1 protein-coding gene is annotated in these 24,101 nt (G+C 59.5%); it reads right to left on the bottom strand.

The genetic code is table 11. From position 1 onward, the window contains the following. Window positions 1-58 precede the first annotated feature (58 nt). Window positions 59-24,100, bottom strand: coding sequence for a non-ribosomal peptide synthetase (locus UCMB321_RS30540; RefSeq protein WP_157015836.1), 24,042 nt, complete (start codon window positions 24,098-24,100; stop codon window positions 59-61). Window position 24,101 lies beyond the last annotated feature (1 nt).

Genomic DNA, 24,101 nt, shown 5'->3' with positions numbered 1-24,101 from the left:
CCTGTTCTACCTCAAAGCTCGTTAAAAGACGCGTCGTCCACGCGGCGTCGATCCAGAATCACTTCCAGAAATTATGTGTCTGTCCCCATCCGGCGCCACGCTGATTCGAGAGCCTCTCGATAGCGTTTTGCACAAACAACATTTCCTCCCTCACCATGGTCTCTACTGAGGTTTTCGGGTTTTCTTGCGGTATCGCAGCGGGCGTGGTGTGCTCCGGTTGCTGCGCCGCCCTCGACTCGCCGGTGTGATCCGCTGCTGAACCACGGCACTCGACCGGTTGCAAGGTCGGCGGCGTGATCGGTGAGTGAGCGACAGATCGGGCTTGCGTGTCGCGCCATGCCTCCAAGATCACATGTGCGTTGGTACCGCCGTCAGCGAAGCTGTTGATCGCGGTAACGCTGGGGCCCGACTCGAGCGAGTCGCCACAGCGCGTAAAGCGAAACGGCGATGCCGACAGATCGTAGTGCTGCATCGGCTCCTGGCCGGACAGGAACGGAACACGTCGGCCGTGGTGGAGCATGAGCACGCTCTTGATGAAGCTGGCGATACCTTCGGCGCACAGCGGATGCCCGATATTGGGTTTGATCGAACCCAGCTCGCACACACGCTGACTGGATGGCCGGTAAACGGCCTCAATGGCCTTCAACTCAAGTAGATCAGTCACTTCCGTTCCTGAGCCGTTCACATCGATATAGTCGATATCCTCTGCCTGCTTGCCGCTGCGGGCGAGCGCCTGCTCCATTACTTCCTTCTGAGCCTGCAGACTCGGCGCCGTGGGACCGGCCGTTCGTCCATCATTATTGATCGCCAGCCCTTTGATCACCGCATAGACGGTATCGCCGTCGAGAAGGGCCTGATCCAGCGTCTTGAGCCAGACCAGACCGGCACCTTCACCAAGGATCGCGCCACGGGCGCGTCGATCGAACAGATGGAACGCCGGCTCCGGGCTGAGTATTCCTCGCTGCTCAAACAAACGAAGTGCGTGATCGCCGTCGAGCAGGCTCACACCACCGACCAGCGCCGATTCGATCTCTGCACTGCGCAATGACTGGATCGCGATATTCATGGCGACCAAGGCCGATGAGCAGGCCGTGTCGATGACAACGCTGGGGCCTCTCAAATCAAAAAATCGGGAGACATTGGCTGTCAGGTAGTTTGCACCCACGGCCATGATCGGGTTGTCCGCCGCTGCGAGCGCGGCCGCATCCGTGGTCGGCTGGCTACGCGCTCCCAGGTACACACCTATCGAGCGGCCCTTGATCTGCTCTGGCGTATAACCTGCTTGATACCAAAGCTTCAGGCTCTCCTCCAGCACCAGCAATGCCTGCGGGTCCATTGCCTGAGCATCGGCCTGCGAGATCCGGAAAAACTCCCGATCAAACGACGTAGCGTTATCGAAGGTGGCCGCATGGTAGTTGCTCGCCTGCCCCCAGCGGGTGTGCGGCACACGGCGAATGGCCGAGCGGCCTTGGGACAGCAGACGCCAATACTCGTCAATGTCGCTTGCCCCCGAGAACCGGCAGGACATTCCCACGACCGCAATATCGAGCCCGGCGGTGCCGGATTGCGTATCGGGCAAGTGCATCGGCTCCGTGCGAGACTCGCGGTGTGGCAACGACATAGACTCAGCGCTTCTTTGCTCTGCGACCCGAGGCTCCGAGTTCGTGCTCGCAGCGTCAGAGGCTTGCGGGTTCCTCAATACTGCGCCGAAGGTGTCCGTCAGCCATTTCGCGAATCCCTCTATGGTCTGATGTTCGAACAGTATCGACGGATCAATGGGTTGGCCGACCCGCTCGCTGACCAGGCGCAGCAACTGCGCCAGCATGATGGAATCCACGCCGTAGTCGGGCAATGGCGTATCCATTTCAATTCGTGATGCATCCATGTGTAGCGCCTGTGAAACGAGTTGCGTCACCCACAACTGCACGTCGGTGCGGGATGCGCTTGTCATCGTCGAGTCAGGTGTTGCACCGGATAGTGCTCGGCGCGGTGTAGCGGGCGTCTGTCTGACAACGGCCTGCAGCAGCTTTTCCGGCTGCCAACGGCTGGCATCGACGACTGCCGGTAATATCGTCGGGGCTGTCTGCCGCGCAAGCAGGTTATCCAGCATTCCGAGCCCCTCATCGTTGGTGTGACTGATGAAGCCGAGCTCCCGATACCTCACACTCTTCGTCTCACCCATGCCGGTTTCCTTCCAGCTAGGCCACTGAATACTGCGAATCGGCAGTCGCGCCGCAAAAGTCTGCGCTACATAGTCCATGTAGGCGTTCGCCATCGCGTAGTCGCTATAACCGACCGCAAGGCTCGGTACCGCGCTGGCAATCGACGAAAACAACAGGAAAAACTGCAACGGCTCACCGGAGAAGCAATCGATCAGGTTATCGAGCCCGGTCACCTTCGGCTCGAGGACCTGGCGCATACTTGCAGCAGACTTGTCGAGAAACGCCAGAGTCTCGGTATCAGCGGCCCCCGCACAATGAATAATGCCGCCGGCCGGGCCCCACTCGTCCTTGACCGCTTGCAGACTCGCCTTGAGCGCCGTCACCTGGGCAAGAGGCACCGACAGCACCCGGACCTGAGCCCCTTGCGATTCCAGTGCGAGCACGGCGCGGATCTTCTCGCTGAGCGGCGTATTTTCCGACTGCACGCGTGCCCAGTCGGCTCGCGCCGGAAATACATCCCGCCCCATCAAGACCAGCTTCCTGACGCCGTGCTCACGTACGTAATGCTGCGCGCACGCCAATCCAAGCCCGCGTGTTCCTCCTGTTATCCATAGCACCTGTCCGTCCGGAAACACCGGAGACCGGGCGGCATCCACTGTCCACGCATCGTCGCCCTGAGGCATCTCCTGGAGAACGGCGCGGTAGCGTACGCCCTGGCGATAACACACTTCGAGTTCGTCGAGGCCGGTGTCACACTCCGCCAGGATCTGCTCGATGAACGCCGTTTCGTCCTCGTTGGGGTCGACGTCCACATGACGCGAGCGCAGTCGCGTATGCTCGCTTGAGAGCATCCGGTATAAACCGACTCGATCCGCACCGCTCAGCGTTGGCGTCGGGTTTTCGTAAGCTTCCAACCCACATGTCACGCAAAGTGCCAGCGCGTCTGTCCCAGGATCACCCTTGATCCAGTCTTGCAACGAGGCAAACCAGTCAAGCGAGCGCCGGCTCACGGCGTCGCATCCTTCCAGATCGATCCAGGTCGAGTAGCCGCGCAAAGCACTCGGAACAACAGGTTGCGACAGCTCGTCGTCCAGGACGAATACCAGGCTTTTCGTCGACCGTTGGGCCAGTCGATCCGCCAGCGTTCGAGTCGCCCTGGTGCACACAATCACCATGCTCGGCAGTTCGCTTGTACGAGTAAGGGTCGGACTGTCTTGCCAAGTCTTGCTCAACAGGCGTTCGCCGCGCACCATGGCTGCGCCGGCCGATGCGTCGGATGGCTCGAGCACAACGGTCTGCGGCGACAACGTAAGCGCTGCGGCAGTGCTACCCAGGGTCGGCATTTTCGGGATCCAGTGCCGGTCCCGAGCAAAAGGATAGGTTGGCAACGAAACACGCCTTGGTCTCATGAGACAGTAACTCGAGCTCTCCTCGTACAAACGCTCCCACTCGAATGGCAACCCCTTGACCCACAGTTCCAGCAGCCGTGTGTAGTGGCCCTGCTCGACCCACTGCGATATGGCCTGTTGCAGGGTATCGTCGACTCCGAAGATCGCCAGTGCATCCTTACTCTTCTTCGTATCGCCCCGATAGCACTCGTCGAATACTCCCGACTCGGCCTTGTCTTCAACGCAGCGAGCGAGTTTGACGGTGAGTTCTTCGACCGTGATCACGGTCATCGCCAGCCGGTAGTCCATCGCCTGTCGCCCGACCTGCAACGTATAGGCGATATGCGGGAGGTCGGTGTCCGCAACGGAACCGGTAGAAACATGGGCAAGCAGTTGCTTCACCTGTTCCGCCAACTGTTCCTGACTCCTGGCGGACAGCACAATGAGCAGGGGATGTCCTGATCTGACAATCTCATCCCGGGTGTGGTCCTGCTGCGCTGGGCGATATTCCTCAACGATCACGTGTGCGTTCGCCCCCCCCGCGCCGAACGAGGAGATCCCGGCTATTCGTGGAAACTCATGAATCGCTCCATCGACCTTGGCGACGGGCCGCTTCCATTCGCCCAGACCTTGTTGCATCACGAACGGCGTCTTTGCGAAGTCGATATGCGGATTGAGCGAGGTAGCATGCAGGCTCGGCACCAGCATTCGATGCTTCATCTGGAGCAGCACCTTAGTCAGCGCGGCAATACCCGCTGCGCTTTCCAGATGGCCGATGTTCGATTTCGCAGAGCCGATGGCGCAATACTGCTTATCGGATGTATGCCGCGAGAATGCCTGGGTCAAACCGGCAATCTCGATCGGGTCGCCGAGGCTCGTTCCCGTGCCGTGCGCTTCGATATAACTGACCGCTCGCGCGTCCACGTCAGCGCTTCGCAGTGCCGAAACGATTGCCTGCGCCTGTGCGTTCGGATTCGGCACGGTATAGCCATTGGTCTTACCACCGTGATTGATGCTCGTGCCCTTGATCACACCATAAATGTGATCGCGATCCTCCAAAGCGTCGGCCAACGGCTTCAGGAGCACGGCACCCACACCTTCGCCGGGGACATAACCATCCCCATCAGCACCAAAACTTTTGCAACGCCCATTGCTTGAGGCGAACTGACCTTGTGCCAACGCCAGATACTTATTGGGATGAATCGATACATTCACCCCGCCCGCGATCGCGAGACCGCACTCATGTTGCCGGATACTTTGGCAGGCCAGATGAATCGCCGTCAGCGAACTCGAGCACATTGTATTGATGGCCAGGCTAGGCCCGTGAAAGTTGCAGAAGTAGGACACGCGATTGGCAATCGACGCCGGATTTGTGCCTAAAGCGAAAGGCTCGCCGAGCGCCTGTGCCTGCGCGCCATAGAGTTGGTATTCATCGTACATCACGCCGACAAAGACGCCGATGTCGCGGTCTGACTCCGGGCTGCCCCCGCGGCTCAACGTCCCGGTGGTATATCCGGCGTCCTCGATGGTTCGATACACCGTTTGCAGGAACAATCGTTCCTGCGGATCCATGTGCTGCGCTTCGATCGGCGATATATTGAAAAACAGCGAATCGAACTCATCAATACCGTCGATGAATCCACCCCACTTGCTGTAGCTCTTGCCCGGTTTGCCTTTGTCTGCGTCGAAATATTCGCGATGGTCCCAACGCTCGGCCGGGATTTCAACGATGCTGTCCGTCCCCGCTTTCAGGTTGTCCCAGAATACGTTGACGTCGCAGGCCCCCGGATAACGGCCGCTCAAGCCGATAATCGCGATATCGATCGCTTTGGAGCGTCTAACAGCGTTGCGATGCGATGGTAACGGCGCGACAAATCTTTCGCGACGAGGCTTCTGCATACCGGTTGCGGCCATCGCAGCGACCGCCCCCTTGCTTGCAGCCGGTGCCGCCGCAGCCTTCGCCGGTGCCTGCGTCGTCAGTTTCAACGCGCTAACGAGCGCCTGACGATGATGCTCGATGAAATAGCCGGCCAATTCGGCAACGCTCTGGCATTCAAACATCAAGGTCTTCGGCAACGGGCCGAACGGACGCTCCAGTTCGCTCACCAATTGCAGCGCCAGGATCGAATCAATGCCGTATTTTTCTAGCCCCACATCAGGCTCGATACGGTCCGCAGCGAGCTTCAATGGTGCCGATAGCAGCGTTGTCAGAAAACGCAGGGTTTTCTCTTGCAGCTCACCCTGACCAAGGGCGGCGGGTTCAACATGGTTTGCGCTCGCCGCCTTCATTGCCTGCGTTTCTGGCGTTACCCATGCGGTTGGTGCGAGCAATCCGTGCAAGCGTTCAAGCTTGTTTCCATCGCCGGCCGATACCATCACCTGAGGCTCCTCGCTGGCCCATGCAAGGTACAAAGCATCGATGCCGGCCGCCGTTTCAAGTGTGTCCAGACCCTGCGCACGCATCTGCTCCAGCGTCTTCTCATCGACGCCCATCCCACCTTCCGCCCACAGCGGCCAATCGATCGACAGCGTTCGGCCCTGTCGCAGTCCTACCCGGACCAACCCGTTGCGATAGTGCGCATACGCATCCAGGAACGCGTTAGCCATCGCGTAATCGCTCTGCCCTACGTTGCCCGCCACCCCCGACATCGAGGCGAACAGGATCATGAAGTCCAGCTCAAGGTCGCGTGTCGCCTCGTCCAGATGCCACGCACCGAGCACCTTGGGCTCCAGCACCGAACGGAACTGCGCAGAACTCTTCTTGATGATGAAACCGTCATGAATAATGCCGGCGCTGTGGATGATCCCGTTGAGCCCGCCGTGTCGTTCCACAATCTGCGCCACACCGGCCCGTGTCGCATCGGCATCGCTCACATCCATCTCACGGTATTCGATCCGAACGCCCTTGCCTCGGGCCTGCAGCGCCTCAAGCTCCAGCCGTTTCGCCTCGCTCAGTTGCGAGCGACCGGCCAGCACTATCGTCACATCGCGCACCTGGCGCACGATCTCCTGCGCAACGATCAGCCCCAGACCTCCGGCACCACCGGTGATCAGGTACACCCCGCCCACGGTCCACGGTGTCCCCCCTGTTCCACCCTTCAGCGGCGTGCACACGGCCACTTGCCGTCGACCCGCCACATAGCGAATCTGCGTATCCTCGCGGCCCGCCGCGCCCGCGTTTTCTACCAGCACCCGGCCCATCTCATCCGCCGTGACCGTTCGCGGCAGGGCAATCACCTGCCCCACGAACGCCGGGTTCTCCAACCTTGCGCTGTGGAACAATCCGGCCAACGCGAGCATCATCTGGCCCTGGTCAGAAGTGCTCTCGGTCACCACCTGCAGGAGCACCGGCTGCCTGGGTTTGGCCTTCAACATCGACTGCACATCGGCAAACACCTGCGCACCCACCGCCAGCAGGGGCTCGGCAGAAAAGCCTTCGCCGCTCGACCCGCCATTGAGCAACACCCACTGCGCCAGCGGTCCACGCGCTTGCAGCTCGCTCAGGTGCGCCGCAAAACCTCCCGCCAGCATCACCCGCTGCTCTGCCCAGCGGTCTGCTCCGGCACTCTGTTCCGACAGGGTTTTCGGCTCCCAGGACGGGGCCAGTAACAATACTGTTTTGTCTTCGGATTGCACCGCGCTCGCCCCCTCGCTGCTCATCACCCGTGAGGTCAAGCCACTCAAGCGGACACAGATATGACCGTTGTCATCGCATATCGTGACATCCCATTTACGGCTGCCGTCAGTGACAGCCCCGTCATGCTTCGCATCCGATTGCACAATCACCCACGCCTGGTCGGGGCTATGCTCGCGAATCTGTAAGCGTTCGAGCGCAAACGGCAATGCAGGCCTGATCGCCTCATCGTGCTGATCAAGCAGTAGACCGATGGATGCCTGCAGCGCACTGTCCAGCACACTCGGGTGCAGGACGTATTGGTCCCTCGTGCCGCTTATGCAGACCGGCAAGGCCACACGTGCCAACACAAAAGGGATGTGCGCGGCGTCCGTCCCTTTCCGGACAACAGTCAACCCCTGATGGGCGGGACCATAGTCCAGGCCCACCGAGTTGAACGCTTGATAGCACTGCTCGGCCTCAAACGACATTTCACACTGACTGCGCAGCAGCGACAGATCAATCGGGTTTTCGTCAGTCGTGGCAACGTTCGTCGAGGCTCGCCCCCAAGCGTGAACAATTCGCTCATCCTCGTCGGTGTATACCTGAAACTCGACCTGCCCATTTTCATCGCCGTTCAGGCAGATGTGCACGTGTCGGGTGTCATGGACCGTCAGCGGCCGTGCCCATACCACGTCCCTCAGTTCGATGGCTGATGGATCGGGGTTTTGCAGGTCCAGCGACGCCAGCACTGCCGCACGCGCCATCTCCAGATAAGCCACACCTGGCAGCACAGGCTGTCCCTGAACGACATGGTCCGACAGGAAGAAATCTTCACGGCTCAATAATGTGCTGAAGCGTTGTTCGCTCAGGCTGGAAGTATTCTGATGCAACAACGGATGTAACCTGGCTGCGACCGAAACCAGTGCTGCGCCCGAGCGCTGCGGTGTTTCCAACCAATACCGCTCTCTGAGGAATGGGTAGGTGGGCAACGAAACCCGTTTTGGGCGAGTGGACGGGTACAGCCGGTTCCAGTCGATATCCAGCCCGCGCACCCACGCCTCGGCCAACTTCTTCAATCGGTTCTTGCTGATCCAAGCCTCGATCAGCGTGCCGACATCCTCATCGCCTTCAAATAACCAGCCGGCCTCCTTCGTCTTCTGCACGCGCCCAACCTGCACATCGACACTGCGCTTGTCCGCAATGAAATCGTTCAGCGCGGCGACAACCTGCTCCGGCGTTCGCGCCATCAACGCCGCCCGGTACTCCATGCCCTCCCGACCGGTCTGCAAGGTATAGGCGATGTCCGCCAGGTCAGCGCCGCTGCGCGGTTGCGCCTGCAGGTGATCCAGCAACTGTAGCGCCTGCGCCTTCAGGCGTTCATCGCTCCTGGCAGACAAGACGATCAACCCCGGGCGTTCAACTGTGACCGGCTCCGTCGTCGGCCCGCCGCGCCGCGCCGCGTACTCTTCAAGTACCACGTGCGCATTGGTACCGCTGAACCCGAACGAACTCACCGCGGCACGTCGTGAACCGCTGCCCTCCAACGACCAGGGCTTGAGCGCCTCATTGATATAGAACGGTCCACCGTCGAGCATCACGTGCTCATTCAGCGATTGGTACTGGATGGTCGGGGGCAGCATCCGGTGCTGCAACGCCAGCAATGCCTTGATCACCCCGCTGACCCCCGCCGCCGCCAGCAGATGGCCGATATTGCTCTTCACCGAGCCCAGCGCACAGTAATGACGTTGCTGCGTGTAGGCCTGGAACGAGGCCGTCAGTGCCTCCACCTCGATGGGGTCACCCAGCTTCGTGCCGGTACCGTGCGCCTCGACCAGCGTGATCGTTGCCGGATCGATTTCGAACCGCGCGTACACGTCCTTCTCCAGGCTGGCTTGGGAATTGGCACTCGGCGCCGTCATCCCGTTGGTCTTCCCGTCGTGATTCACGCCCCAGCCGCGTACCACGCCCTGGATTTGATCACCGTCTCGTACTGCGTCCGCGAAACGCTTGAGCAGCAACACACCCACGCCCTCACCCGGGACGAAACCATCCGCCCGAGCATCGAAGGCGAAGCTACGGCCTTGCGGCGATAACATGCGCGCCTTGCTCGTCATGATGTGCAAGCTCGGCCCGGTCAGCACACAGACACCACCGGCAAGTGCCACATCGCAACTGCCGCCCACCAGGCTGTCGCACGCCAGCGCGATCGCCACCAGGGACGACGAGCACGCAGTGTCGAGCGCCACGCACGGCCCTCTCAAGTTCAGAAAGTAAGAGATCCGCGCCGACAGAATCGACGATGAGTTGCCCGTCAGCACCTGTGCCGTCAGGCCGCTGCCCCCCGGCGTGTACCCGTAGTCACCCGGCCCGCAACCCGCGTATACCCCACACCGGCTGCCCGACAGACTCTGCGGATCGATCCCGGCGTTCTCGATGCAGCTCCAGCTGTGCTCCAGAAACAGACGCTGCTGCGGATCCATGGAAATCGCTTCTGCCGGTGAAATGTTGAAAAACAACGGATCGAACCGGTCCGCTTCTTCCAGACATCCCATCCACTTGCAATACGTCTTGCCCACGGCTTCAGGGTTCGGGTCGTAATGCTCCTCGATCGACCAGCGGCTCGATGGAATTTCCGACACACAATCCAACCCCTGCGCCAGGTTCTCCCAGAACACCTGCGCATTACGCGCCTTGGGGAATGCACCCGACAGACCGATCACCGCGATGCCATCCAGAAGCACTTGCTGCGTGCCGGAGACCAACTCTTCAGGTGGTGATGCAGGCTTGGGTGCCCAAGATTGCGGGGGCGCCAGCGTCTTCACGAATGCAATGCTCACCGGCTCATTCCGCTTGTCCGATGCAGTCGCGGTAGCCATCCATCCGCTTGTCGGCCCAGGTGCAGGAGCGTTCATGGATGCGTCACGCGAGCGGAACGCTTCCTGGCTCAGCAAATGGCTCGCCAACATCTTGATAGTGGAGTAATCGTAAAGTCGCGACGCTCCCAGCGAGGTTTGGTATCGACGGTTCAGGTCGCGGACCCATTCGACCCCGGTAATCGAGTCCAGCCCCAACTCACTGAAGGCTGTATCCCTATCGATATCATCGTGTTCCAGGTACAGCACCTTCGCCAGCCCCTGAACGAGCTCGGCACTGAGTTCTTCATGTGACATCGCGGGGCTTCTCGCGCCTGCGAACGTCCGGACGGTTTGCGCCGACACGTCATCTGTCACAGATTGGCCCAAGCGCGCATGATCCTGCCTCAGGTAGTCAGGATCGGGCACCGCTGACAGATCCGGCAACGCAATAGCGGACGGTTTGCCACCGGCCTGCAACATCACAGCCGGCGAGTCCTCCCGGCCTGAGACAGGTGGCCGGACCGATGTTTGTGCAAGCAGATAATCGGCCAGTCTGGTGATCGTCGGATAGTCATAAAGTCGTGTCGCCACCAACGCCAAGTCATATCGCTTATTGAGGTTGCGTACCCATTCAACGCCAGTAATCGAATCCAGTCCCAGCTCGCTGAACGCCGTGTCCATTTCGACATCCTGGCCTTCCAGATAGAGCACCTTCGCCAAGCCTTCGGCCAGTTCGCTTCTGAAGTCATCTAGAGACATTGCACCGTCCATGGGGTAGATAGAGTCAATTTCGTCGGCAGCCGAAACGTTCAGCACATCATGTGAATGTCGCTGCGAGGAGCTTGCTGCACACTGAAACAAGGCGGTTGGTCGTTTGTGCGGCACCGACGGATAACGGTTCGGCAAAACTTGCTGAGCGAGCAGATAATCGGCCAGCGCTCGGACTGTCGGATGGTCATAGAGACGTGTGGCCGCCAGCGTCGTGCCGTACTGCTGATTCAGCGTACGGATCCACTCGACTCCAGTAATCGAATCCAGACCCAGTTCACTGAACGCCGTATCGATGTCCAGGTTGCTGCTTTCCAGGTAAAGCACCTTCGCGAGACCTTCGATGAGCGCCAGCCTGAGCGCGTCCACCGATGTGGCGTCATCGACCGAATCACCGGCTACGACGATGTCCTGAAGGACGAGTTGGCGCTGCGCAGTGATGCCCGACGGGATACTGCCGCTCGCCGGGTCAGTCAGCGCGATGCCGAACGATTGGCCGTTGCTCGATGTCTCTGCTATGCGAGGTGGTACAACCATACTGGGTTCGGGTGCAGGTTTGGCGGCGTCACTCCTGTCATGTGCGTCACCCGGCCAGTACTTCTTGCACGCAAAAGGATAGGTGGGCAACGAGATGCGGCAGGCGCCTTCCGGCCCATATACACCGGCATCTTCGTAAAGCTGTGCCCAGTCAAAGGAAAGGCCCTTGGTCCAAAGCTCAAGAAACTGTGCGTGCTCCCTTTGCCCAATCCACTGCGCAACCGCCTGGCGCATTGTGGTGTCAGTATTGAAGACTGAAACAACATCCTTGTGCTTCCTGACGTCATTGCAATAAAGCAACTCGATGCCGCCGGCTTCGACACGACCTTCGATGAACGCCGTCAGCGCTTGCCGCAACCCGTCTATTGTCATTGCCGTGAAGGCCAGTCGATGCTCCATCGCCTCTCGGCCTACTTGTAACGTGTAGGCTATACGGTAGAGGTCCGAATCGGTCACCAAAGGCCCCGACACATGCACCAGCAACTGCTGCGCATACCGGTTCAGCCGCTCATGTGTCCTGGCCGACAGGACGATCAGTGCCGGCTGGTTCAGTGTCGACCGAGGTCCATGGGTCGATCCCGAGTGTGGTTCGACATACTCCTCAATAATCACATGGGCATTCGCGCCACCGGCACCGAAGGAGCTAACGCCTGCGATCCGCGGATGCTCCATTGACATGCCATTGCTGTCGATGACCGGACGAGGCCACTCACCTACCGCTTGCTGGACCCTGAAGGGTGTACGCGCGAAATCGATCAGTGGATTCAAGTGGTGTGAATGCAAGCTGGGCACAAGGGTGCGATGCCGCATTTGCAGCAGCACTTTGGTGACCCCCGCAATACCCGCTGCGCTTTCCAGATGGCCGATATTGGATTTCGCCGAGCCCAGGGCGCAGAACTGCTTGTCGTGCGTGTACTGTTCGAACGCCTGCACCAACCCCTCGATCTCGATCGGATCGCCCAACTCCGTGCCGGTGCCATGCGCCTCGATGTAGCTCATCGTTCGCGGATCGACGTTGGCCTTCCTCAGCGCTGCAAGCACCAGATCGCGCTGCGCCGTCGGGCTCGGCACTGTATAGCCGTTCGTCCTACCTCCGTGGTTGACGCTCGTGCCCTTGATCACGCCATAGATGTGATCGCCATCGGCAATGGCTCTACCCAAAGGCTTGAGCAACACCGCACCAACGCCCTCACCCGGCACGAATCCGTTGCCCTGCGCGCCGAAACTCTTGCACTGCCCATCGAGGGACAGCATGCGTTGTGCGCATAGACCGATATAACTGCTGGGATGAAGATACAGATTGACGCCACCGGCGATCGCCAGTTCACATTCGCCTCGCAGCAGGTTCTCGCAAGCCTCATGGATCGCTGTAAGCGAAGCAGAACACATGGTGTCGATCGGCATGCTCGGACCATGCAGATCGAGTACATAAGATACCCTGTTCGCGACCGAGCTGAAGCTCGTGTAGGGCATGCTCTTCTCTCCGCGCTGCCACAGCGGCGGACCATAGAGGTTGAATCCCGCTTTGGTGATGCCAACATACACCCCGACATTTCCAGCATGCCGTGCGGCTAGGCTTTCCCGCGTATAACCGGCATCTTCAAGCACGCTCCAACTGGCTTCCAGAAACAGCCGCTCCTGCGGATCGATGTTGGTGGCCTCTCGCGGAGAGATACCGAAGAACAGTGGATCGAAATCCGCAAAGCCTTCAACGAATCCCCCCCACTTGCTATAGCTCTTGCCCTGGTCCAGCGCCGTCTCCATGTCGGGTTCATAGAAGCCAGTCAAGGACCAGCGTTCGCCAGGTATCTCGCTGATGCAGTTTTTTGCATCGCGTAGATTCTCCCAGAACTCTGCGACTGTTCGTGCTCCCGGGTAACGACCGCTCAAGCCGATAATCGCGATGCCTTCGCGCATAATCGGATCGGCCGACGAACGCACAGGATGTGGACGCTCAAGCCGTTTTTCGTCCGGGGCTCTGTCGTCTCTCGCAACCTCTTCGTGTCGGGTAGCCGGCATCGGTGGATTCAACTGCAGTCCGCACCAGCGCATGCATTCGACTTGCCGCACACTGGTCAGGTACTCGCCCAGCTTTCTGAGCGTCGGGTATTCGAAAAACAGCGTCCTCGACAACTTGCTGAAGACTTCGTCGAGCTTGCGATTCAGATGCAGGATCATCAGCGAATCGATGCCGTAAGCCGTCAATGGCTCGTCCACATCTATCCTCTCCGCGCCCAGTTTCGTGACATCACTGAACAACTGTCTCAAACGTTGCAGGCTACGAGACTGCAGGGCAATGGAGTCGACGATGATCTGATCCTCCATGGACGTTGCAGCATCGTTCGGCGACGACATTTCGAGCACAGACAGTGCACGTTCATTCGGTACGTTTTGCAGCTGTACCGATACCATCACCTGAGACTCCTCACTGGCCCATGCAAGGTACAAAGCATCGATGCCGGCCGCCGTTTCAAGTGTGTCCAGACCCTGCGCACGCATCTGCTCCAGCGTCTTCTCATCGACGCCCATCCCACCTTCCGCCCACAGCGGCCAATCGATCGACAGCGTTCGGCCCTGTCGCAGTCCTACCCGGACCAACCCGTTGCGATAGTGCGCATACGCATCCAGGAACGCGTTAGCCATCGCGTAATCGCTCTGCCCTACGTTGCCCGCCACCCCCGACATCGAGGCGAACAGGATCATGAAGTCCAGCTCAAGGTCGCGCGTCGCCTCGTCCAGATGCCACGCACCGAGCACCTTGGGCTCCAGCACCGAACGGAACTGCGCAGAGCTCTTCTTGATGATGAAACCGTCATGAATAATGCCGGCGCTGTGGATGATCCCGTTGAGCCCGCCGTGTCGTTCCACAATCTGCGCCACACCGGCCCGTGTCGCATCGGCATCGCTCACATCCATCTCACGGTATTCGATCCGAACGCCCTTGCCTCGGGCCTGCAGCGCCTCAAGCTCCAGGCGTTTCGCCTCGCTCAGTTGCGAGCGACCGGCCAGCACTATCGTCACATCGCGCACCTGGCGCACGATCTCCTGCGCAACGATCAGCCCCAGACCTCCGGCACCACCGGTGATCAGGTACACCCCGCCCACGGTCCACGGTGTCCCCCCTGTTCCACCCTTCAGCGGCGTGCACACGGCCACTTGCCGTCGACCCGCCACATAGCGAATCTGCGTATCCTCGCGGCCCGCCGCGCCCGCGTTTTCTACCAGCACCCGGCCCATCTCATCCGCCGTGACCGTTCGCGGCAGGGCAATCACCTGCCCCACGAACGCCGGGTTCTCCAACCTTGCGCTGTGGAACAATCCGGCCAACGCGAGCATCATCTGGCCCTGGTCAGAAGTGCTCTCGGTCACCACCTGCAGGAGCACCGGCTGCCTGGGTTTGGCCTTCAACATCGACTGCACATCGGCAAACACCTGCGCACCCACCGCCAGCAGGGGCTCGGCAGAAAAGCCTTCGCCGCTCGACCCGCCATTGAGCAACACCCACTGCGCCAGCGGTCCACGCGCTTGCAGCTCGCTCAGGTGCGCCGCAAAACCTCCCGCCAGCATCACCCGCTGCTCTGCCCAGCGGTCTGCTCCGGCACTCTGTTCCGACAGGGTTTTCGGCTCCCAGGACGGGGCCAGTAACAATACTGTTTTGTCTTCGGATCGAGGCGAGTTCACCTGTGCCATCTGATCGTTCACCGGCTCTCGCATCCACTCCCATTCATTGGATCGATCCTCATCGATCCAATATCGCTCCCTCAGGAACGGATACGTGGGAAGGGAGATGCGCTGCGGCGGCTCCTTGCCGAACAGCCTGCGCCACGGCAATTCATAGCCCTGGCAATAGAGATCGGCAAGCACCGCGAGCGATTGCCTATAGAGATGTGGGTCGTTTGAAAGCGTGCCGATGCTGTCGAGTATGGTCTGCCCCTGCTGCCTGAGCGCCGCCTGCTCCTCGAAATCCCGGGAGACCCTTGCCCACACGCCTAGCGGTGAGCCATTTTCGGTGTTGACCCGCTCCAGAGCATGAAGTGCTTCATCGAAATCAGTGACCCACATCGCGGAACGGAAGTTGAAGTGCTGACGATGATTGAGCAACGTATGGCTCAGCGCTGCCAACGTGGAGTTGCACCACTGCTCTCGCCCCTCCTTCAGGAAGGCGATCAGATCATCGGCGCGCTGGCGTAGCGCTTGCTCCGACTTGGCCGACAAGACCAGCAAATAGCAGGGACGTATGTCGAAAGAACTGTCTCGACGCTTGGCTTCGTACCCCTGTAGAACCATATGCGCGTTCGTACCGCTCATGCCGAATGCGCTCACTGCGCCGAAGCGGGCCTTGTTCGCCGCCCTTTTCCATTCCCGGTTGCAGGTGTTCACGTAGAACGGACTTTGGGTCCAGTCGATATAGTCACTCAACTGTTCGCAGTGCAGACTCGCCGGAATAGTCTGGTGCCGCAGTGCCTGTACCAGGCTCACCAGACTGACAAGACCCGAGGCCGCAAAAGCATGGCCTACATTCGACTTCGTCGACGTCAGCGCGCAGAACGGCATTGCCGCCGACGTGCGTTTGAAGGCATCTCGCAACGCATTGATCTCTACCGGATCTCCCAGCCGTGTCCCCGTGCCGTGAGTCACGATGTAGTCGATGTCCGCGTGACGTATATCAGCCCGATCATAAACATCGTTGATCAGTTCTGTTTGCGATGTCCCGCTCGGTGCCGTCAAGCCATTAGTCTTGCCGTCATGATTGAGACCACTGCCGCGAATCACCGCATAGATGGTATCGCCCTGCGCCTCCGCTTGTGACAGTGGCTTGAGCACTATCGCCACAACTGCCTCGCCAGGGACCATTCCACTGGCACGCTGATCGAAGGCATGACACCGCCCATTCGACGAAAGCATTCCCGCCTGCCCCAAATCCACGTACACCTGCGGTGTGAGAATGAGGTTTACGCCTGCCGCGATCGCGGTATCACATTCCCCGGCCCGCAGGCTTGCACAGGCTTGATGCACAGCGACCAGTCCCGACGAGCACGATGTGTTGATCGCCATCGCTGGGCCGCGCAGGTTCAGGAAGTACGACAGACGAGCCGCCAAGACGCCGTCGTGATTGGCCGTTACATTTCCGGCATTACCGACCAGTGTCTGGTAGTCGCCCTGTTCCGCGCCGACGAACATGCCGATTCTGTGCTCACACAACTGAGTATTGCCATAACCTGCATCCTCGAGCGCCTTGAACGACTCTTGCAATAGCAGACGTTGCCGCGGATCCATCAACTGCGCTTCCTTCGGCGATATCTCGAAGAACAACGGATCGAACTCCTCGACCCCATCAATCATCCCCAGCCATTTGCCGTTGGTCTTGCCGACGGGTATCTGTTGCGCGCCGACCGATGTGTCTGGCGCGCAGTAGTAGTTTCGCCAATCGAAGCGTGTAAGAGGTATTTCCTGTACGGCATCCCGTCCTTCCAGAAGCACATGCCAGAACTCGTCAACATCGCGTGCACCGGGAAAACGTCCGCTCATGCCGATGATTGCCATCGGTTCCTGCGGCGCGAGGCCACGCCGCGCAACAGTGGACGCCTGCGAGTCGGCCGGCACCGCCTCGCGAGCCAACCCTGGGATATCAACTGCCGGCATGGACACTTCGCCACGGACGGTAACCCGCGTTCGCGCGCCGACGTGCTCTTGCTGGCGATACCTCAGCAGGTCGGCATGTTCCGCGACGAAATGGCTCGTCAGCTTGCCCAATGTCGAATGGCTGAAAAAAACGCTGGGTAACACATCGAAACCAAAGCACTGGGACAATTTTTTCGCAAACGTCACCAATGCAATGGAATCGAACCCGAAATCAACCAGATTCACTTCCTGGCCCAACCGGTCGTACGGCAGCTTCAACAGCTCTCTGGCCTGTTCTTTCAGTTGCCACAGCACGTATTGGTCGACGGATAAGCCCTGCTCTTCAGCGCTCGGTTGCTCGCTGTGCACAGACGAGGATGACAGGGTGCCAGCCGGTTCGGCCGACGCCACGCCGAGCATCTTGTGAATCCGGTCGCGCTCCCCAACCATCACCAGCCCATGACGTAACCCATCGAGACGATGCTGCGCAAGCAGCCGTTCGCACACGTCGATGCCTTCCTGCGTCCCGAGCGTGCGTTGCCCGCTCGACTGCAGATAAAGCCGGGTCCCGGCGGCGTCCTTCAATCCCATCCCACCATCCGCCCACAGCGGCCAGCAGATAGCCAGGGCCTTGTGTTTCGTGTACTTGGCATGGGCGAGTTCGAAACGATTGCCCACCGCATAATCGCAAAGACCGAAATCACCCAGAATGGCGGCGCTGGACGAGAAATAGCAGACAAAGTCCAGTTGGCGACATTTGAGGAGTTCGGCCAGCACCAGAGTCCCGGCAATCTTCGGCGGTGTCACCGCGTCGATATCTCGCAAGCCCGCTGTCAGGAGAGTCGCATCGCTGTCCGCCCCGGCCGCGTGAATCACCCCGTGCACTTCGCCGAACAACTCCTCGCCCTGTTCCAAGGCCGAGCGCATCTGCTCTGCGTCGCTCATGTGCGCGGCAACATAGCGCGCGCGCCCACCCGAGGCGTGCAATACATCAAGCATGGCCTGCCCGTCGGCACTCAGACTGGAACGGCCGGTCAGGATGAGGTTAGCTGAATAGCGCTGCGCCAGGTGCCTGGCAAACGCGTAGCCGAGACTGCCCAGACCGCCAGTGATCAGATAAGTACCGTGTTCGCGAAAGACTTCGGCCGCTTCATCACCAAACCATTCGAGCGGGGTGACGCGCAACACCTGACGGCGACCATCGACATAATGTGCACTCTCGAGGGTCCGGGCACACGACTCACGCCACAGCCGTTGCGCCCACGGCCCCATCGCCAAGGTGCTGATGTGATTGTCGGCAGAGGCATGTCCGTTCAATTCCTCAAGAATGACGGCGGTCTGAACCGCCGGCAGAATTCGCGGTACCGAACGCTCATAGCCGATCCACGATTCGATGTGGCAGCGCGCCACGTCAGTGTCGTAGACGCCCGCCAATATCACGCGAATATTTCCGGTGCCTGCATGGGCCAGCGCCTGTAGAAGGCCGGTAATCGGCTGCCGATCAGTTACGCACGTTGCGTCTTCCAGCGCCCAGCCATACCAGATCGCATCGATGGAACCTTGCGCCTGCTGGATACGGGTAAACACCCGAGCGTAGGATTGCGACTCCTCTCGCCGTACCGTGTAGCGAACCAACGTATCCGCTTCGAGCGCCATGCCTGCGTGCGGCGGGATGATTTCATGCGCAACGGCTTGCTGGATAAATACCAAGCGCACGCCTGGGCAAAGTTGCTCGACAGCTTGCGCCACTTCGCGCTGGAGGCCTGGATCGGTGAGAAACATCGCGACGGTCTGTGGCGCATTCTGCGGACTTTGGCTCAACGCGAGATCCTGCCACTCTTCGCCGAACAACAGGCATTCACTTCCCTTTGATGCTACACGGCGCGTGTCTGAACGCTCCTCCCCGCTCGCCGGTGCCGGCGACGGTTTCCAGTAGGGTTCCTTGGCAAAGGGATACGTCGCAAGCGGCATCCGCCGCGGTTGTGTCTGCGCGAGCGGTCCCTCTGTGCGGTACAGGCTCTTCCAGTCAAACGCCAGGCCCTTTACCCACAGCTCCAACAACCGATCGTATTGACCGCGCTCGATCCAGGTTCCGATAGCCTGCTGCAGTACGTCGTCGGTATTGAAGATCGATAACTGCTCATCGCTACCCTGCGTGTGGCCACGATAGCAGCCCGGTATCTGGCTGGCATCGGCAAGATGCTCGATGCAGGCGCTCAACTTTTCCTGCAAGTCCTCCAGTGAGGTGACAACTATCGCCAGCCGCTGCTCCATCGGTTCACGCCCGACCTGCAAGGTATAGGCAAGATCAGCGATGTCGATTGACGCCGGTTCGCTCTCGAGCAAATAGCGATACAGCGCAACTACACGGTCATGCAGGCGTGCATCGTTTCTGGCAGACAGCAGTACCGGATAAATCGACAACGGAGACAACTGTCGGCGTACCGGTGCTGTCACCTCCTCAAGGATCGCATGGGCATTGGTGCCACCGATACCGAAGGAACTCAGCGCTGCCCGTCTCGGGCCGTGATCCTGGTGCCAGGCGGTGTAATGGTCGACAACATAGAACGGCGAGCGGTCGAGGGCGAACTGGGGATTAGGCGTATGGTAGTTCAGAGTCGGCGGCATCGCGCCCTTTGAAAGGCTCAATGCCACCTTGATCAGGCCCGCCAGACCCGCAGCGGTATCCAGGTGGCCGATGTTGGTCTTGACCGAGCCTATTCCACAGAACTGTGTTCGATCTGTGTGGAGCCGGTATGCGTTGCTGAGCGCCGCCAGCTCGATCGGATCACCGAGCTCTGTGCCCGTACCGTGCGCTTCTACGTAGCTGATGGACTGCGGATCGATGCCGGTTTCACGCAGCACCTTCTCGATGACATCTGTCTGACCTTCCATGCTTGGCGCATAAAACCCTACTTTGGCATCACCGTCGTTATTAAGCGCAATACCACGAATCAATGCGTAGATGTGATCACCATCGGCAACCGCCTCGGTCGCGCGCTTGAGCAACACCGCCGCCACGCCTTCGCCTCCGACCATTCCGTCGGCGGATGCATCAAAGGTTCTGACGCGCCCGTCGCTCGAAAAATTCAGGCCCTTCTGATAGACGTAGCCCAAGTCGCACGGGGAAAGGAGAGCGGCCGCACCGACCAACGCCTGCCGTGCTTCGCCTGCAAGCAGGCTGCGGTAGGCCACATTCAAGGCAACCAGGGAAGACGAGCAGTTCGAGTGAACGGCCAGACTGGGACCTTTGAGTCCGAGTCGATGGGAAATCATCGTCGGAATCGTACCGCTCTGCGACAGCAGCCAGGACACGTATTGCTCGCTACTGTGTAGCACGTCGGCACCGCTGGTTCCTGTCTGTCCGGTCGCATAACCGTTGCGGCTGCTGGCGATCAGCACGCAGGTATCGGGGATTTCCTTTGACACGTAGCCCGCATCTTCGATGGCGTTCCACGCATGCTGCAGCAGAAGGCGCAATTGGGGGTCCATGAGTTCGGCATCACGCGGCGAAACCTTGAAAAACTCGGCGTCGAAGAACTCTCTGCCGGTAATGCGTCCCAGGGCGGGTACAAAATCATCCCGGGCGAGAATCTCGTCAGGAACATTGGCGTCACGCAGCGCCTGGTGTGATAGAACCTCTATGCTCTGGGTGCCGTCAGCCAGATTCTTCCAGAACGCGCGATGGCTTTCAGCTCCCGGGAGCTGACAGGAAATACCGATAATCGCGACACTTTCATCGTAGTAATCCGGTATGTCGGACGTCGGTTCAGCGTTGACCGGCAGTCCTTGCGGCTCCGGCGAATGCCGTGCGGCTTGCTCGCTGACACAATGCTGCCCGACAGACTGCATATGATCGGTCAATGAATCTGCCAGATGCTCAGCGATTCGTCGAATCGTGCCGAAACGGAACATGTCGGTGGCATCGAACTGGCAGTCGAAATCCGCCTTGATTCGCGCTGCCACAATAACCGCTGACATCGAGTCTCCACCGGCGTCGAAGAATCCTTCATCGCTCCCCAGGTTGTTCGTGATCAGCACGCTCTGCCAGATACGCCGCACGCGCAGTTCGATACTTGTGCGTGAGGCTTCGCCAGGTGCACCGGATTGCTCTGGCGCCGACTCGGACGTATCACGATCGGTCGTGATCACGGCCGAGGCCATCGCCGTCAGTTGCCGTCGATCCAACTTGCCGTTCGGAGTTAGCGGCAACCCGTCGACTTCGATGAATTGCACCGGAATCATGTATTCCGGCAGCGTCACACCGAGATGATCGCGTAAGGAGCGCACTGCCGCCTTGGACTTCAAGTCAAAACCGTGGTCCAGCATGCAGCAAGCGACAAGGGACTTGTGCCCGTCCAGTTCCACGACCGCAACTGCGCAACTGCGAACCTGCGGATGCCGATTTAGGCAGCCTTCTATTTCGTCCAGTTCAAGGCGATAACCCCGAATTTTCACCTGCCCGTCGATACGACCGATATAGCCGAGCGTACCGTCAGCCCGCCAATACGCCAGGTCGCCGGTCCTGTAGAGCTTGCTACCTGGTTTGAACGGGTTATCGGTGAATTTTATCTGCGTCAGCGTCGGCTGATTGAAGTAGCCCGAGGCAAGCCCGGCGCCCCCAATGCATAACTCACCAGGCACGAGAATCGGAGCCGGTTGCTGATATTGATCGAGAATGTAGATCTGGGTATTGGCGATTGGCCTGCCAATGGAATGCGCATCGATGTCACTGACTCTTTCGACGGTCGACCAGATAGTGGTCTCTGTGGGACCGTACAGATTCCACGCGTCCCATCCAGACTCGACGAAGCACGTACGCAACGCCTGCGAAAGCGCTTCGCCACCGCACAGAATCTTCGTGCGGGTTTCATTGCGCCAGCCTACCTGCAGCAGCATCGACCAAGTCACTGGTGTCGCTTGCATCATCGTCGGGCGGACTCGGGCGATTTCCTGCTTCAACTGCTCGGCATCCTTGACCAGGGCCGCATCGCATAAATGGCAGGTCGCACCCACAATGAGCGGCAAATACAACTCGAGTCCGGCAATATCGAAACTGTAGGTTGTCACTGCCAAGAGCCGGTCATCAGCCGTTATTCCGGGTTCACGACTCATCGAGATCAGAAAATTCGTCAATGACTGATGCGTTATCATTACACCTTTGGGCTGACCGGTACTCCCCGATGTGTACATCACATAGGCCAGTGCGGTGGAACTTGTTGTCCGGCTGGCCAGCGCAGCGTGCCACTCGGCCGCTGCCGGGGCGGGTGGTTGGTTCTTATGCCATTCGTCCTGGTCGATACACACGATCTGCGTAGCATCGCCAGCCACCTCTTCGACCAAACTGCGCTGCCGCTCTTGGACGACCACACACCGTGCACCGCTGTCCTGCAGCATGTGCTGCAGGCGATCACGAGGAAATGCCGGGTCAAGCGGAACGTAGGCAGCTCCGGCCTTCAATATGCCAAGCAGACAGACTGGTAACGCCAGCGAGCGCTCCAGGCAAACGCCGACACGATCACCAGGTCGTACACCGCTGTCCGCAAGACGTGCGGCAAGCCGCTCACTGTGTTCGCTCAACTCCCGATAGGTGAGCGACTGTTCGCCGAAAACCACGGCGGTCGCTTTCGGTGTACGGCTCGCCACATCGTCGATCAACTGGTGTACACAGCGGTCTTCAGGATAGGCAGCATCTGTCGCATTCCACTGAACGAGTTGCCGCTGCGCTTCTTCGTCAGTCATTGGATGAAAGGCGCCCAACGCCAGATGAGGCTGGTTCAACACCTGTGTCAGGATGTTTTCGTAGTGAACGGCCATCCTCGCGACGGTACCTTCGTCGAACAGGTTCGCGTCGTATTTGAAGTTCGCCACCAGACCTGCATCACGCTCCACCACTTCCAGTACGAATTCGTAGTAGCCATCCTGCTGGACACACTCGTACGGTTCGAGCAGCAACTCTTCGAAGCGCTCCAATGTGCGACGAAAGTCAAACATGCTGCCACTCTCATACTCATAGGCGACCTGAAACACCGCCTGATGGGTACCGTCCCGTGGCCCTTGAAGATCGCTCACAACCCGTGCGAAGGGATACGCGGCGTGGTCGAGGCCGTCATTCATCGTTCGTTGCAGCGACTGCACCCACTCGGCGAATGGCCGGTCGCTCTCGATCCGACTGCGCAATGCGATGGTGTTGACGAAATATCCGACGATCTTGTCGAACCGGGATTGAGGACGCCCGAGGGTCGGCACCCCGACGACGAGTTCTGACTCGCCGGTATAACGATGCAATAGAAGCTTGAATACTCCGAGCAGCAACACGCTGACATTGACCCGCAGCGCCTGGGCGGCTTGGCGGATCCGTTCGACCAGCCCTGCAGGCAGCACATGAGCGTGGGTACGCCCATCGACGCCGGACACTGTCGACCGCGGACGGTCCGTGGGCAACGCCAGAACAGGTAACGTACCGGTGAGTTGATCTTGCCAATACTGTCGATGCTGCTGTACGGCATCGCTTTCGAAGTACTCGCGCTCCCATTCCACGAAATCGGCGTAATCCACAGATGACGGCAGAGGCGCTACAATCGACTCCTGACGCTGCAAAGCCCGATACTTGCCGAGCAGCGACTCGAGCAGAGGTTCCGCCGAGCCACCATCGAATACGATGTGATGAACGATGATCAGGGCAATGTGCTCGTGCTCCCCCTTCGACAACAGATGTAATCTGCACAAGGGGCCGTTGCACAACGATATCGGCGCGCGCGCATGCTGTTGAATCAAAGATTCGATGGCATTCTCGTCCAGTGCCGATACATCTTCATGTTTAAACGGCAAGACCTCCCACGGCCGCACACACTGAAGCGGTTGACCGTCAGCCTGTTGCTCGATAACCGAACGCAAAGAGGGATGTTCGAGAAGCGTCAGGCTCCACGCCGTGCGCAATGTCGGCACATCGATCGTCGCTGCGATACGGAAACACAGCGGAACGTTGTATGCATATGCCTGATCAGACAAATGCCCTGCCACCCAGAGGCCCTGCTGCCCAGCCGTCAGCGAAAACCGTCTTTCGGTGTTCAATTCGGTCAGCGCTGCTACCAGTTCCTGAGTTGTAAGTGAGCGGTTCTTGTAAGCAAATAACAAATCGCGACGAGTCACA

Origin of the sequence: Pseudomonas batumici, assembly GCF_000820515.1 — a bacterium.
In the GTDB taxonomy this organism is placed as follows: Bacteria; Pseudomonadota; Gammaproteobacteria; order Pseudomonadales; family Pseudomonadaceae; genus Aquipseudomonas; species Aquipseudomonas batumici.
Note: the sequence above shows the minus strand (reverse complement) of the source record. Positions and strands in the feature narration are given on the sequence as shown.